12 protein-coding genes are annotated in these 13,773 nt (G+C 66.6%); 7 read left to right on the top strand and 5 right to left on the bottom strand.

Annotation, left to right across the window (positions count from 1 at the left end; all coding sequences use genetic code 11):
• Position 1: 1 nt before the first annotated feature.
• Entirely contained in the window at positions 2 to 1,081 is a 1,080-nt protein-coding gene (locus AC1DDG_RS12505; protein ID WP_476876308.1) for a cyclase family protein, read from the top strand.
• A 202-nt stretch (positions 1,082 to 1,283) separates the two neighbouring features.
• Here AC1DDG_RS12505 and AC1DDG_RS12510 read toward each other — a convergent pair whose 3' ends face one another.
• Both AC1DDG_RS12510 and AC1DDG_RS12515 read right to left on the bottom strand, forming a co-directional pair.
• Positions 1,284 to 2,015, bottom strand: a complete 732-nt coding sequence (locus tag AC1DDG_RS12510) for a glutamine amidotransferase (protein ID WP_476876309.1) — start codon at positions 2,013 to 2,015, stop codon at positions 1,284 to 1,286.
• Positions 2,016 to 2,017: 2 nt separating this feature from the next.
• Positions 2,018 to 2,719, bottom strand: coding sequence for a FadR/GntR family transcriptional regulator (locus tag AC1DDG_RS12515; RefSeq protein ID WP_230118585.1), 702 nt, complete (start codon positions 2,717 to 2,719; stop codon positions 2,018 to 2,020).
• A gap of 134 nt (positions 2,720 to 2,853) precedes the next feature.
• Here AC1DDG_RS12515 and AC1DDG_RS12520 point away from each other — a divergent pair, with 134 nt between their 5' ends.
• The 3 genes from AC1DDG_RS12520 to AC1DDG_RS12530 are packed head-to-tail and all read left to right on the top strand — an operon-like array spanning position 2,854 to position 7,096.
• On the top strand, positions 2,854 to 4,263 hold the full coding sequence (locus tag AC1DDG_RS12520) for an SLC13 family permease (protein WP_230118584.1): 1,410 nt from the start codon (positions 2,854 to 2,856) through the stop codon (positions 4,261 to 4,263).
• 59 nt (positions 4,264 to 4,322) lie between these two features.
• Positions 4,323 to 5,561 (top strand): CaiB/BaiF CoA transferase family protein, encoded by a 1,239-nt coding sequence (locus tag AC1DDG_RS12525; protein WP_230118583.1) that lies wholly within the window; start codon positions 4,323 to 4,325, stop codon positions 5,559 to 5,561.
• Between the two features lie 2 nt (positions 5,562 to 5,563).
• Positions 5,564 to 7,096, top strand: coding sequence for an acetyl-CoA carboxylase carboxyltransferase subunit alpha/beta (locus AC1DDG_RS12530; protein ID WP_230118582.1), 1,533 nt, complete (start codon positions 5,564 to 5,566; stop codon positions 7,094 to 7,096).
• Positions 7,097 to 7,207: 111 nt separating this feature from the next.
• Here AC1DDG_RS12530 and AC1DDG_RS12535 read toward each other — a convergent pair whose 3' ends face one another.
• Together AC1DDG_RS12535 and AC1DDG_RS12540 are read right to left on the bottom strand one after the other, a co-directional pair.
• A complete protein-coding gene (locus AC1DDG_RS12535; RefSeq protein ID WP_230118581.1) occupies positions 7,208 to 8,140 on the bottom strand; it encodes a threonine/serine dehydratase in 933 nt (310 codons plus the stop codon).
• A gap of 181 nt (positions 8,141 to 8,321) precedes the next feature.
• The gene (locus AC1DDG_RS12540) at positions 8,322 to 9,650 is read right to left on the bottom strand and encodes an MFS transporter (RefSeq protein ID WP_230118580.1); all 1,329 of its coding nucleotides are present in this window, start codon (positions 9,648 to 9,650) and stop codon (positions 8,322 to 8,324) included.
• A 209-nt stretch (positions 9,651 to 9,859) separates the two neighbouring features.
• Here AC1DDG_RS12540 and AC1DDG_RS12545 point away from each other — a divergent pair, with 209 nt between their 5' ends.
• On the top strand, positions 9,860 to 10,654 hold the full coding sequence (locus AC1DDG_RS12545; RefSeq protein ID WP_230118579.1) for an IclR family transcriptional regulator domain-containing protein: 795 nt from the start codon (positions 9,860 to 9,862) through the stop codon (positions 10,652 to 10,654).
• On the opposite strand, the gene AC1DDG_RS12550 is transcribed toward AC1DDG_RS12545, so the two are convergent.
• Positions 10,646 to 11,257 carry an NADPH-dependent FMN reductase gene (locus tag AC1DDG_RS12550; RefSeq protein ID WP_230118578.1) on the bottom strand — a complete coding sequence of 204 codons (612 nt, stop codon included), beginning with the start codon at positions 11,255 to 11,257 and terminating at the stop codon, positions 10,646 to 10,648. The two genes, AC1DDG_RS12545 and AC1DDG_RS12550, sit on opposite strands and share 9 nt — an antisense overlap.
• Before the next feature lie 241 nt (positions 11,258 to 11,498).
• Between AC1DDG_RS12550 and AC1DDG_RS12555 the strand changes: the two genes are divergently transcribed.
• Together AC1DDG_RS12555 and AC1DDG_RS12560 are read left to right on the top strand one after the other, a co-directional pair.
• Positions 11,499 to 11,648 carry a hypothetical protein gene (locus AC1DDG_RS12555; RefSeq protein ID WP_230118577.1) on the top strand — a complete coding sequence of 50 codons (150 nt, stop codon included), beginning with the start codon at positions 11,499 to 11,501 and terminating at the stop codon, positions 11,646 to 11,648.
• A 107-nt stretch (positions 11,649 to 11,755) separates the two neighbouring features.
• A complete protein-coding gene (locus AC1DDG_RS12560; RefSeq protein WP_476876310.1) occupies positions 11,756 to 13,621 on the top strand; it encodes a Na+/H+ antiporter in 1,866 nt (621 codons plus the stop codon).
• The last annotated feature ends 152 nt before the right edge of the window (positions 13,622 to 13,773 follow it).

Below are 13,773 nucleotides of genomic sequence, written 5' to 3' on the forward strand. Positions count from 1 at the left end.
GATGGATCTGAGCGTCCCGCTCCGGACGGGGATGCCCGTCTATCCCGGAGATCCCGAAGTGCGGATCACCCCGGCGCTGACGGCCGACGGCGACGGCGCCAACGTGCTTGCCCTCGCCCTCGGCTCCCACTCGGGAACGCACCTTGACGCACCGTTCCACGTCCACGATGCCTTCCCGGCACTCGATGCGCTGCCGCCGGCCCAGTTCAACGGACCCGTGGAACTGGTCGACGTCCGCTCCGCCGGGCCGGGCGGCGTTATCACTGCGGAACACCTCGCCGGCATCCGGCCGGCTCCCGGCGACGGACGGGCAGGGCATCCGGACCGGATCCTGTTGCTCCACACGGGCTTCGCCAGCCACTGGGGCTCGCCAGAGTACCTGGACCATCCGTGGCTCCACGCCGACGCCGCGCAGCTGATCGTGGACCGCGGCTACCGTACCGTCGGGCTGGATGCGCTGAGCGTTGACAGGACAGCGGGCCAAGACTTCCCGGCACACCACATCCTGGCCGCGAACGGGTGCGTTATCGTCGAAAACCTCACCGGGCTGGAACAGATTGAACGGGCAGCGGCTGGGGGCGCCGGCGTCGAGGTTTTCCTCTTTCCGCTCAGCATTCCCGACGCCGACGGGGCACCGATCCGGGCCATGGCACGTCTCGCCGGGACTGCGCCGCTGAGCCGGGCGGACGTCCAGGATGCCGCCGACCGACTGGTCGCTGCCTTCGCATCGACGGATACCGAGCGCTACTTCGCCGCGTTCAGCCCATCGGCCACGTTCATTTTCCATCCGGAGCCTGAGTCGCTGGGTTCCCGAAGCGAGTATCGGGAGGTGTGGGATACCTGGGTGGGTTCGGGCTGGAAAGTCCTCGATTGCCGCAGCAGCGAGCAGAACATCCAGATGCTCGGCACTACGGCGATCTTTACGCACCGCGTGGCCACACTCGTCCGGACCGGACCCGGCCGCAGAACCCTGGCCAGCGATGAACGGGAGACCATCATATTCACCCGGACCGAAACCGGCGACGTACTTGCCGTGCATGAGCACCTCTCGGCCGTTCCAGCGGCGGCCGAGGACAGCTGACCGCGCAGTTACTGGAAGTCAGCCAGCCACAGGTCCGGGCCGAAAACCTCGTACTGGATGTCTTTTTAGGCAATTCCTGGAGGTCGGCGGTCACCCGGGCGATGAAAACAGGGCTTGTCGGGTCCGGCAAAAGCGGACACGACGGCGGGATCCACCCGCCGTCGTCCTCTTGCGTTACCCGGCACTGGCTGTCGGCTACCAGCTACCGGCCGTAGATCTTGACGAAATTCCGCAGGATCTTCATGGGCTCTGTTGCCGTGAAGGTCCGGGCAGCCTCCATCAGTTCCTCAGCAGATTCGGGCGGGAAGTACCCGGCGTGGCGGTAGATGTCGATCCTGGTCACGAGGCCTTCGGCATCAAGCTCGGGATGGAACTGCGTGGCGTACAAGTTCTTCTTGATCCGGAACATGTGCACCGGGCAAGCCGCCGAGCTTGCCAGCAGCACCGCATGGGAGGGAAGGACCGTGCAGCCTTCCTTGTGGCCGGTGAAGGCGGTGAACTGTGCCGGCATTCCGGCCAGCAGCGGGTCCTCCAGGCCCTCCGGGCTCAGGCTGATGGTCACGCCGCCCAACTGCTCCCCGTAGGTCCGGTCAATCACCGCGCCCTGGTGCAGGCCGAGGGTTCCGACTCCGTAGCAGGCGCCCAGGAACGGGAAGTCCTCGGCCACAATCCGGTCCAGCAGCGCCGACAATTCACGCTCCACCCGGCGCTGGGACTCTGATTTATGGTCTGCGGGGTCGCTGGACGTGAACGGGCTGCCGCCCACGATTACACCGGAATAATCGTCCAGGTCGAGATGCGGGAGCGGAGCCTGCTCCATCCGGATCCGTCTCAGCTGGTCCGGCTCCAGCCCGCCGTAGCGGAGGTAGGCCTCGTACTCATCCTCGGCGGCGGCGTCTTCGGCCCGCGAGGCGAGCAACAGAAACGGCTTCATGCTCACTTCAGCAGCGCCACGTCGGAGACAAGATCGATATGCTCCAACATCGCCGCTGCTGCGGCCGCGGAGTCCTGGGCCCTGATGGCGTCGGCGATCTTGCGGTGGGAGGCGAGTGACTGCTCCGGCCTGCCAGGCTGCCCGAGCGATTCGAGCCGGGTTTCCAGGATCATCCCGGCAATGAACGTCATGAGCTGGGCAAGAACCGCGGAATGCGCGGCGGCAGTGACCGCCTGGTGGAAAAGCTCGTCGCCGCGTGCGCCCTTGGCACCCGAGGCCACTTCTTCTGCCATCGCGTCCAGCGCGTTCTCGATGGCCTTCATGTCAGAGTCGGTCCGCCGGGTGGCCGCCAGTTCCGCCAGTTTGACCTCAAGCGTGCTGCGCGCCTCCACGATCTCGGGGAGCCTGCTGCGGTGCTCGCGGAGGCCTTTGATCACGGACGGGACGTTGGGCCGGTAGACCAGCACCGCGCCGGTGCCGTGCTGGACGTCGATCACACCGAGCACCTCGAGGGCCACCAGCGCCTGGGCAAGCGTTGCCCGCGAGACACCCAGCCGCTCAGCCAGGTCGCGCTCTGCCGGCAGGGTGTCGCCCGGTCCCAGCTGGGCGGACTCGATGAAGTCCATGAGTTGCTCCACCAGTTGCTCGTAGAGCCGCGGCCGCGAGAGACGGGAGATCTGTTGCGTTGCTGCTTTCCTGGGCATGCGCGTCCTTCCGGCGTCGTCGTCAACCCCAGCCTAGCGGAGAACTATTGACAAAGTCACCTAGTGTCTAGGAGGCTAGGCCAGTGAGCCAGTAAGCCACGTCACATCCAATCTCTTGATCCGGAGGAACAACGATGTCCGCTCCCGTACTGTCCATCATCATCCTGGCGGTGATGTTCCTGCTGGCCACGGTGCTGCCCCTCAACATGGGTGCCCTGGCTTTCGTAGGGGCGTTCGTCCTGGGATCAGTCGTGCTGGGGATGTCCACCAACGACATCCTTGCCAACTTCCCCGGCGGCCTGTTCCTGACGATCGTCGGGGTCACCTACCTGTTCGCCATCGCCCAAAACAACGGCACCATAGATCTGCTGGTCAGGGGCGCCGTCCGGCTCGTCGGCAGCAAAGTGGCCCTCATCCCCTGGGTCATGTTCGCCATCACCGCCCTGATCACCGCCGTGGGCGCCCTGTCGCCCGCCGCCGTCGCCATCATTGCGCCGATCGCCCTGAGCTTCGCCGCCAAGCACAAGATCAACCCGCTCATGATGGGCATGATGGTCATCCACGGTGCCCAGGCCGGCGGCTTCTCCCCCATCGCCGTCTACGGTGTCACTGTCAACGGCATCATCGCCAAGACGGACCTGCAAACGAACCCCATGGCGATCTTCCTGGCCAGCTTCGTCTTCAACCTCGCCATTGCCGTGGTGCTGTCCATCGTCCTTGGCGGCAACAGGTTCCGCTCCACGAAGGCCGGCCGCCTGGTGGAACAGGCCGCTGAAACCCGCATGTCCGTCAGCGTCGGTGCCCGTGCGGCCGGCGTCACGCTGCAGGGCTCCGGCTCGGACATCTCCCCCGCCGGCGTCTCCGCGAAGGGCACCAGCACCCCGGGTTCCGCCGCTTCCGGCGCCGCCGCTTCCGCCGCACCGGCTGCCGGGAACGGTGCCCGTGCCAACGTTCCCCAGCTTGTCACCATCCTCGGTCTGGTGGCCCTCGCCGTCATTTCCCTCGGCTTCAAGGTGGACGTCGGCTTCGTCTCCATCACCATCGCCATCATCCTGGCCCTCGTGTCCCCGGCCGCCCAGAAGGGCGCCGTGAACAAAATCAGCTGGTCAACCGTCCTGCTCATCTGCGGCATGTTGACCTTCGTGGGCGTCCTCGAGGAAGCCGGCACCATCAAGTTCGTTTCCGACAGCGTGTCGAACATGGGCATGCCGCTGCTGGCAGCCCTGCTGATCTGCTACATCGGCGGCATCGTCTCGGCCTTCGCCTCCTCTACGGCCATCCTCGCCGCTCTCATCCCGCTGGCAGTTCCCTTCCTGGCCAGCGGCGAGGTGGGCGCCGTGGGCGTCATCGCAGCGCTGGCAGTCGCTTCCACGATCGTGGACGTCTCTCCCTTCTCCACCAACGGCGCCCTGGTTCTGGCCAACGCACCGGAAGACGTGGACAAGGACAAGTTCTACAAGCAGATCCTCGCCTACAGCGGCATCGTGGTTGCCGCCGGACCCGCCGTCGCTTGGCTGGTCATGGTGGTCCCGGGCTGGATGTAGCCCGGAACCGGAACGCCACCCCTGCAGCAAAGCCCGTACAGCAAGTAAGGAAACCCCGCATGAGCACTGATTTCACGCCCCAGGCAGAGGGCCCCCTCTCGGGCTACCTCGTGGTGGACCTGAGCCGCGCCCTCGCCGGGCCCCACGCCGGAATGATGCTGGCCGACCTCGGCGCGCGCGTCATCAAGGTCGAGAACCCGGGCACCGGAGACGACACGCGCGGCTGGGGGCCGCCGTTCGTCGGCCCCGAGGACGATCCCCAGGCCACGTATTTCCTATCGTGCAACCGCAACAAGGAATCCATTGCCCTCGACCTGAAGAGCGACGACGGGCGGACGGTCCTGCGCGAACTGCTGGAACGGGCGGACGTCGTGATCGAGAACTTCCGTCCCGGCGTACTGGACCGGCTGGGATTCTCGGCCGCCGAGATGCACGCGCTGAATCCGGCGCTGGTGGTCCTGTCCATCACCGGTTTCGGGCACGACGGTCCGGAGTCCCGGCGAAGCGGCTACGACCAGATCCTGCAGGGCGAAGCCGGGCTGATGTCCCTGACTGGCTCCGGCCCGGACGATCCCCAGCGGGTGGGCGTGCCCATCGCGGACCTGCTGTCCGGCATGTACGGCGCGTTCGGCACCCTCGCGGCACTCCTTCAACGCGAACGCACCGGCCAGGGGCAGATAGTCCGCACGTCCCTTCTTGCGGCACTGATCGGGGTCCATGCCTTCCAGGGCACCAGGGCCACGGTCGCGGGTGAGGTCCCCAAGGCGCAGGGCAACCACCATCCGTCCATCGCGCCGTACGGCCTGTTCCACTGCCGGCAGGGCAGGGTCCAGATCAGCGTGGGAAGCGAAAAGCTGTGGGCCACGTTTGCCTCGACCTTCGGGATCGACGCCACGCGGCCGGAGTTCGCCACCAACGCGGACCGGGTGCGCAACCGCGAAAAAGTCATCGAAGAGGTCGAACGGGTATTCTCCGACTTCGAGGCCGAACCGCTGCTCGGCAAGCTCAACGAGGCCGGAATCCCGGCGGGCAAGGTCCGGACGCTGGACGAAGTCTATGAGTGGGAACAGGTCCACTCGCAGGGGCTCGTGATCGACGTCGAGCACAAGATCCTCGGGAACGTAAGCCTGCCGGGGCCGCCGCTGCGGTTCTTCAGCGCGGCCGACACCGCCGAAACAACGCTGAAGGCGCACACAGCCCCGCCGCTGCTGGATCAGGACGGGGACCAGATCCGGCAGTGGCTGGGCCTGGCTCCGGCAACCCTCGGCAGCTCAGGTTCCGGGCAGGAAGGCCGCTGAGAATGCTGACACAACAGAAGGTGCGGCACCTGGGCGCCACGGAGCTCATTGCCGCCGTGATCGATCCCGGCTCCTACCGGAGCTGGGACACCCCGGTCTCGGACCCTGACCCGGGTCCCGAGTACCGGCTGGAACTGGCGGCGGCCCGCGAGAAGACGGGGGTGGATGAGTCCGTCCTGACCGGGGAAGGCCTCATCCGCGGCCGCCGGGTGGCGGTTATCGTCAGCGAGTTCCGATTCCTGGCAGGCTCCATCGGGCTTGCCGCGGCGGAGCGGATCGTGAACGCCGTCGAGCGGGCAACCCGGGAAGGACTTCCACTGCTGGCCGGACCCGCCTCCGGGGGCACGCGCATGCAGGAAGGGACCATCGCCTTCCTGTCCATGGTGAAAATCAGCGCGGCGGTCCGGGCGCACCGGCAGGCCGGACTGCCCTACCTCGTCTATCTGCGCCATCCCACCACCGGCGGAGTCATGGCCTCCTGGGGCTCGCTGGGCCACATCACGGTGGCCGAGCCGGGCGCCCTGCTCGGCTTCCTGGGACCACGGGTTTACGAGGCGCTCTATGGCACACCGTTCCCGGAAAACGTCCAGGTCGCCGAAAACCTCTTCGACAAGGGCCTGGTGGACGCGGTGGTCCCGCCCTGGCAGCTGTCCGACGTCGTTGACCGCGCCTTGGGCATACTTGTCACCGGCCCGCATCCGCGCGTCAGTCCGCCGCGGACCCTGTCCGTAAAACCCTCCGGCGCCGGCGCCTGGGAATCGATCGAAATCTCGCGCAACCCGCGGCGACCGGACCTGCGGCAGCTGCTCGCGTACGGGGCCAGGGACGTGCTGCCGCTCAACGGCACCGGCCAGGGCGAAAAGGATCCGGGACTGCTGCTGGCGCTGGCCCGCTTCGGCCAAAAGTCCTGTGTGGTGATCGGCCACACCCGGCCGCGGCCCTCACAGCAGACGGCCATGGGACCGGCATCCCTGCGTGAAGCGCGCCGGGGCATGCGGCTGGCCGAGGAGCTGGGGCTACCGCTCCTGACGGTCATCGACACCGGCGGCGCCGCACTGTCCAAGGAGGCCGAAGAAGGCGGCCTGGCCGGCGAAATTGCCAGGTCCTTGCACGACCTCATCGGCCTGAACTCCCCCACGGTATCCGTGCTGCTCGGCCAGGGGGCCGGTGGCGGGGCGCTGGCCCTGCTGCCGGCAGACCGGACCATCGCGGCCCAGCACGCCTGGCTGTCCCCGCTCCCGCCCGAAGGCGCGAGTGCCATCGTCCACCGGAGCACCGACTTTGCGCCGGCCATGTCCGAGGCCCAGGGCGTCAGCGTGGCATCCCTGTACGCCAACGGCCTCGTGGACCACATTGTGGACGAACGCAGCGACGCCGCGCTCGAAGGCAAGGCCTTCTGCCAGCGCCTCGGGCAGGCCATCGAGTACGAACTGTCCACCCTGGCGTCCGCAGGGATCAGCGAACTGCTGCCCCGGCGGCTGGATAAGTACCGCAATCTGGGTGGCCTCGTGGCCGAGGCCGCCAACCCGGCCTGACCAAAGGTGCCGACCGGACCGTCCCGCCCGGACCGGCCCGGCCTGCACCTGCTGGCCGGGCCGGCAGGTGCTCGCCGGCGCTTCCTGGCCGGACGTCAGAGCGTGGCGGGATCAGAGCGTGGCGGGATCGGTGTTGGCGCCGCACAGGATCACGGCAACCCGCTCGCCCGCAGCCGGGACGTAGGCACCCGAGCTGAGGGCGGCATAGGCGGTGGCTGCACCGTGCTCCACCACCATGCGGTACTCCGCCCACAGCTGGGAGCGCGCGGCGACGATCTCGTCGTCGGACACCAAAACGCTCCGGACGCCCGTCCGCACGGCCACCTCAAAGCCGATCGTTCCAATCCTGCGTGCGCCGAGCGAGTCTGCGGCGATTCCCGAAACAGCCACATCCACCGGCTTCCCGGCCGCCAGGGCGGCATGAAGTGTCGGTGCGCTGGCGGGCTCCACGCCCACCACCCTCGCCCGGCCTTCTACCGCGGCGGCGATGCCGCCCATGAGTCCACCGCCGCCGACGGCGACCAGCACCGTGTCCACGTCCGGCACCTGTTCGAGGAGTTCCGAGCCGACAGTGCCTGCACCGGCCACTATCTCCGGCTGGTCGTAGGCGTGGCAGTAGACGGCACCCGTCTCACCCGCATAGGCCATCGCGGCATCATAGGCCTCCGCGTATTCCGCGCCGCGCTGGATGACTGAAGCCCCCGTCTCCCTGAGCTTCCTGACCTTCACCGCAGGGGCGGACTCCGGAACGAAGACCGCAGCCGGCACTCCCGCCCTGGCGGCGGCATAGGCGTTGGCGAGGCCGGCATTGCCACCGGACGCCACGACTATGCCGACGTCGTCCTTCAACTCGCCGCGCTCCCTGCAGGCCAGCACGCGGTTAAAGGCCCCCCGGGCCTTGAACGTGCCAGTGTGCTGCATGAACTCGCACTTCAGCCAGACCGCACCGGGAAGGCTTCCGGCGTCGGCCGCCATGACCGGCGTGCGACGCACCAGCCCGGCAATCCGTGCTGTGGCTTCATCAACGTCGGCTCGGGTGATCATCAGTGCTGTACCTCGTTCGCTCGGGCCGGACTGGCAGGAGCAGGCGCCAGCTGAATGCGCCTGCCGACGCTACGCTACCCCGTGGCCCCGAGGGCGGGTTTTCGTGGTGGATGAAGCGGCCTTCACGTGGCGGTGGATCGGGCCGCGGCATTCCGCAACCCGATCCATCCCGGGGTTGCCGCTAGCGGACGGGGTTGCCGAGTTCGCGGAGCGGGATTTTGTTGGTTTCGCGGGCCCAGAAGGCGCCGGCGACGGCGAGCAGTGAGGACGCTGCAACGATCCAGGCGGCGGGGCCCCAGTTCGCCTTTTCGGCGCCGACGAGGGCGGTGCCGAGCAGCGGGGTGAAGCCGGCGCAGAGGATGCCCACCTGCAGGCCGATGGCCATGCCGGAGTAGCGGACCTTGACGTTGAACAGCTCGGAGAACCAGGCCGGGTAGATGGCGTTGGACATCGCGTAGGTCCCGGCGGTGATCAGGGTGCTGGTGAGGAAGATCATCGGAATGTTGCCGGTGGAGATGACCGAGAAGTACACGAAGATCATCGCACCGGAGCCGAGGACGCCGGCGATGAAGATGGGTCGGCGGCCGAACCGGTCGGAGAGGTGCGCCATGAGCGGCTGGGTGAACATGGCCAGGACATTGCCGGCGATGCTGACCCAAAGCATGGTGGAGGCAGGGACCCCGACGGACACGGCGTAGGCGAGGCCGAAGGACTGCATGAAGGTGTTGGTGACGGTTTCGAAGGACATCAGGGCCACCTGGAAGAACTGTGCCGGGTGGGTCTTGAACATCTTCGCGAACGGGAGTTTCACGAGTTCGCCGTGGTCGTGCTTTTCCTCAAAGACCTCGGGCTCGTCGAGGGAACGGCGGACCAGGTAAGCGACGATAAGCACGATGATGGACAGCCAGAACGGAATGCGCCAGCCCCAGGCGAGGCGGTCCACTTCGCTCATCGCGGCCACGGGCAGGAACGCCAGGGAAGCCAGGACGATGCCGGCGGAAATGCCGCTCATGGCGAAGCTGGCGAAGAAGCCGCGGCGCCCTTCCGGGGCTTCTTCGGTAGACAGGGCCGAGGCGCCCGCCGTTTCCGCGCCCGCGGAGAGTCCCTGCATGAGGCGCAGCAGCACCAGCAGGGCAGGCGCCCAGTAGCCGGCGGTGGCGAAGTCAGGCAGCGCGCCGATGAGGAACGTTGCCGATCCCATCAGTACCAGCGTCAGCACGAGGGTGTTCTTGCGGCCGATCTTGTCGCCCAAATGGCCGAAGACCACCGCGCCGAACGGCCGCGCGACATAGGCCACGCCGAAAGTGGCGAACGAGGCAATCAGGGCCACGGTGGGGTTGCCGGCCGGGAAGAAGATCTTGGAGAAGACCAGCGAGGCCGCGGTGGCGTAGATGAAGAAGTCGTAGTACTCCAGCGCGCCGCCCAGGAACGCAGCCAGGGCCGCCTTCCTGGCCCGCTTGAGCTGCACCGGGTCTGCCGTGGCTGTGGAGCCGTTTACGAGGTTGGTCATTCTGATGGTCCTTCCACACTGAAAGACGGTGGTTTAGATGGGTGGGAAATGCAGTTTTGTTCGACTAGCGAACTTCTGTGCGTTATGCGACTAGAAATAGATTACCGCACGGTGAGGGACATCACAATGACTCCGATATGCTCGGTGCAACCCTGTTTGCTTCAGCACCCGCAGGGTGCCCGTGTGTTTTCTAGGGATTGCAGGAGTTCATGGAGGAGCATCCGACGTACTTCGTGAAGTCGGTCGAGAAGGCCTTTGACGTGCTGCGGGCCTTCGCCCCGGATACGCCACGCCTGACCGTGACTCAGATCGCCGCGAAGGCGGACATGACCCGCGCCTCGGCCAGGCGTTTCCTGCTGACCTTGACCGATCTCGGCTACCTGCGTGCCGACGGCCCCCACTTCACCTTGACGGCCCGCTCACTGGAGGTCGGCTCCTCATTTCTTGCGAACCTGTCTATCCCGGACATTGCCGAGCGGCACCTGCGGTCCCTGGCCGCAGAACTCAATGAAACTACCTCTTTGTGCATTCTTGACGGCACGGAGGTGGTCTATGTCGCCTGCATAGCGTCACCCAGGCTTCTCAATGTCTCTATTAGCGTGGGAACCAGATTTCCCGCCTGGGCCACCAGCATGGGGCGCGTGCTTCTGGCGGCACTGTCGGACCCGGAGCTGAATGCCTACTTCGACTCGGTTCAGCTGCAGCGCTTCACCGAGCGGTCGATCGGAAGCCTCGACCAGTTACGGTCCGAAGTAGACCTGGCCAGGGCGAAAGGGTGGTCCATGGTTTCGCAGGAACTGGAAGAAGGCCTGCGTGGCGTCGCCGTGCCCGTCTGGTGCGGGAGCGGCGTTGTTGCAGCGGTGAATGTCTCTTTGCAAACCCACCGCGCGCCCCCGGACACCATCGAACAGACAGTTGTGCCCCTCCTGCAGGAGGCTGCCCGCCAGATCGGCCTGGATTACGACGGCCGGACTGCAGGCAGGCGCACCACCGCCTCAGCGTGACAGTTTTTCGGCGTCGGGCTCCAGGTCGCCGATGTGCCCGGGCGCATTGGCCGCTAGGACCCGCTGGACGAACGCGCAGTACTCCTCCATGTAGTGCCGGAGGAACGCGGCGGTGGACTCGTCCTTGACCTCCCCGTCGGCTCCGAAGACCTCGGGATTGAACTTCACATAGGCCTCGGGGGCGTTGAGCTGGGGAGCGTCGAGGAAGCTCAGCACGGCGCGCATGGAGGACTGCATCACCGCGGTGCCGATGCTGCCGGGTGAGGCGCCGATGATCCCGGTGGGCTTCCGCGCGAAGGAGTTGGTCCCCCAAGGGCGTGAGCCCCAGTCGATGGCGTTCTTGAGTGCTCCCGGAATGGAACGGTTGTATTCAGGGGACACGAAGAGGATGCCGTCCGATCCGTCAATGGCTTCCTTCAGCGCCCGCGCTTCCGGCGGGAAGTCGGCGTCGTAGTCGTAGCTGTAGAGCGGCAGGTCCCTGATGGGAATCTCCGTGAACTCAAGCTCCTCCGGGGCGAGACTGATGAGCGCCTTGGACAGCGTGCGGTTGATCGAACCGCTTGCAAGGCTTCCGACGAAGTAGCCGATCTTGTACGTTGCCATGGTGATGATCCTTCCCAACAGCCGGCAGGAACCGGCTGGCCGACGGTGCTTTGGACATTGCTTCGGGCGCTGCTGTGGGCGGTGAGTGGATGGTGCGGGCACGACTCAACACACAGTTCAGCACAGAAGAATATCCGCGGCCAGAGCGGAGGGAAGGTTCTTGACAGTCCGCGAATGCAGGAGCTAGATGAACATTAGGTGATGACCTACAGCACACAACGCCAGCAGAGGAGCGGCAGTCATGACTGAGAACCTGGAAGGGATGCAGCGCATCCACAGCGAGGCCCCTGCCGAAGGGGATGAAACGGCCGACCCTACTGACATCCGCATGCACTCGCAGGACCCCGCCGAAGGCGCGGACATCGCGGACGCGCCCCTCAAGAAAACTTAGGGGGCATTGCCAACAAAGCGGACCGCCGCCGTCGGGCCGTTCCCCCGGGGCGAAACGGCAGCGGGAACTGGCACCCGTGCCAAAACCTGAGCTGAGAGAATAGCCGCATGGACGTCGCTCTGGGACTGCTCGTGCTGGTGGCGGTGGTGTGCGCCGGCAGTGCGCTGGGCAGGAAAATCAACGTTTCTGTTCCGTTGCTGCTGGTCCTGGCCGGAGTGGTTGGTTCTTTCCTGCCCTTCGTTCCGAGAATCGAGCTGAACCCGGAGCTGGTCCTGGTGGGGCTACTCCCGCCGCTGCTCTATGCGGCCGCCCTGCGGACATCCCTCTTTGACTTCGGCTCCAACCGCCGCGCCATCGCGCTGCTGTCCGTGGGGTACGTCATCTTCGGCACCATCGCCGTGGGATTGGTTGTCCATTGGCTGTTTCCCGAGATCCCGCTGGCTGCCGCCATCGCCCTGGGCGCCGTGGTGGCGCCGCCGGACGCCGTGGCGGCCACCGCCATCGCCCGCAAAGTGGGGATGCCGCGCAGGATCGTCAGCATCCTGGAAGGCGAATCGCTGGTTAATGATGCCACCGCGCTGGTGTGCCTCCGCGCCGCCGTCGCGGCACTCTCCGGAACTGTGTCCGCGGCGGAAATCGCCGGAGACTTCATCCTGGCGGCAGGCGGAGGACTGGTGGTGGGCCTCGCGGCGGCCTATGTGCTCACCCAGCTCCGGCTCCGGATCCGCAACGTCGCCATCAACACCTCGACGTCGTTGATGGCACCTTTCGTTGCCTACCTTCCGGCGGAGGCGATCCACGCCTCCGGTGTGCTGGCGGTCGTGGTCACCGGCCTGATTATGGGCACCAAGGCGCCTTCCATGCCGAACGGCGCAGCCCGGGTGAGCCAGCGGAGCAACTGGGACACTGTGCAGTTCCTGCTGGAGAACTCTGTGTTCCTCCTCATCGGCCTGCAGGTCCGGACCATCATCGACGGCGTCCAGGACGATTCCTTGGGCTCTGCCCGCATCTGGGCAGGCTGCGCGGTAATCCTGCTGGCTGTGCTGGTGCTCCGGCCGGTGTGGGTGTTTCCCGCAACCTATCTGCCCCGGCTCATTCCCGCGGTGGCCCGCACGGATCCTGCACCGCCGTGGCAGTTCCCCGCCATCATTTCCTGGGCCGGGATGCGCGGCGTGGTGACGCTCGCGGCGGTCCTCACGCTGCCGGAGGCCCTGGAACACCGCTCCGTGCTGATCTTGGCTGCCCTCGTGGTGGTGGCCGGTACCCTGGCCGCGCAGGGATTCAGCCTGCCCGCCCTGGTCAGGTTCCTCCGGGTCCAGGGCCCGGACCAGCGAGAGGATGCCCTCAGCCAAGCCTCGCTGATGCAGCAGGCCACGGCCGCGGGCGTGGAGAAGCTGCACGAACTGCGGACGGAGGAGGATCCGCCTGAGGTGGTGGCGATGCTCAAGCGGCGGACGCAGGAGCGGGGGCTGGCGGCGTGGGAACGGCTGGGCCGGCCTACGTCGGAAACGGCCACCCCCAGCCAGCGGTACGCCCAGCTGCGGCTAGCCATGCTGGAGGCGGAACGTGCCAAAGTGCTGGACCTGCGGCGAGGCGGCGAGTACGCCCACGAGGTCCTCAGCGAAGTCCTGGAACGGCTGGACGTTGAAGAGTCCATGCTCGACGCCACCCTCGACGAGCAGGACGTCACCGGCTCAGCGCGCACTGCCCGGCCCGGCGGCGGCTGCGATCACCTGGAATCGGCGCCCGACCCCGCAGTCCCGCGGAACCCTTACTGCGAGGCGTGCGTCCGCGAAGGCACCCCAACCGTGCACCTGCGGATGTGCCTGGAGTGCGGGAACGTGGGCTGCTGCGATTCCTCGCCCGGCACCCATGCCTCCAGGCACTTTGAGGAGACGGGCCACCCGGCCATGCGCAGCATCGAACCTGGCGAGGGCTGGCGCTGGTGCTATGTGGACGACCTCCTGGGGTGACCCCTGAAACAGGTACTCATACTCCTTTCCGGAGCGCCGGACGGCCCGCTGGGCGTGGGCTTCTTAAAAAACAGGTACTAACACTCCCGTAATCCGGCGTTAACATAGCGGCGTGAGACTTGATACATAGAGTCCACGCGACAGAGAGTCCA

This window comes from Arthrobacter sp. 10L430 (assembly GCF_056395245.1).

Bases quoted from the DNA above. Each gene is read 5' to 3' on its own strand.
- AC1DDG_RS12555 (WP_230118577.1), top strand. From the start codon at position 11,499: ATGACTGAGAACCTGGAAGGGATGCAGCGCATCCACAGCGAGGCCCCT.
- AC1DDG_RS12515 (WP_230118585.1), bottom strand. From the start codon at position 2,719: ATGCCCAGGAAAGCAGCAACGCAACAGATCTCCCGTCTCTCGCGGCCG.
- AC1DDG_RS12545 (WP_230118579.1), top strand. From the start codon at position 9,860: ATGGAGGAGCATCCGACGTACTTCGTGAAGTCGGTCGAGAAGGCCTTT.
- AC1DDG_RS12505 (WP_476876308.1), top strand. From the start codon at position 2: ATGGATCTGAGCGTCCCGCTCCGGACGGGGATGCCCGTCTATCCCGGA.
- AC1DDG_RS12550 (WP_230118578.1), bottom strand. From the start codon at position 11,257: ATGGCAACGTACAAGATCGGCTACTTCGTCGGAAGCCTTGCAAGCGGT.
- AC1DDG_RS12530 (WP_230118582.1), top strand. From the start codon at position 5,564: ATGCTGACACAACAGAAGGTGCGGCACCTGGGCGCCACGGAGCTCATT.
- AC1DDG_RS12525 (WP_230118583.1), top strand. From the start codon at position 4,323: ATGAGCACTGATTTCACGCCCCAGGCAGAGGGCCCCCTCTCGGGCTAC.
- AC1DDG_RS12540 (WP_230118580.1), bottom strand. From the start codon at position 9,650: ATGACCAACCTCGTAAACGGCTCCACAGCCACGGCAGACCCGGTGCAG.
- AC1DDG_RS12535 (WP_230118581.1), bottom strand. From the start codon at position 8,140: ATGATCACCCGAGCCGACGTTGATGAAGCCACAGCACGGATTGCCGGG.
- AC1DDG_RS12510 (WP_476876309.1), bottom strand. From the start codon at position 2,015: ATGAAGCCGTTTCTGTTGCTCGCCTCGCGGGCCGAAGACGCCGCCGCC.
- AC1DDG_RS12520 (WP_230118584.1), top strand. From the start codon at position 2,854: ATGTCCGCTCCCGTACTGTCCATCATCATCCTGGCGGTGATGTTCCTG.
- AC1DDG_RS12560 (WP_476876310.1), top strand. From the start codon at position 11,756: ATGGACGTCGCTCTGGGACTGCTCGTGCTGGTGGCGGTGGTGTGCGCC.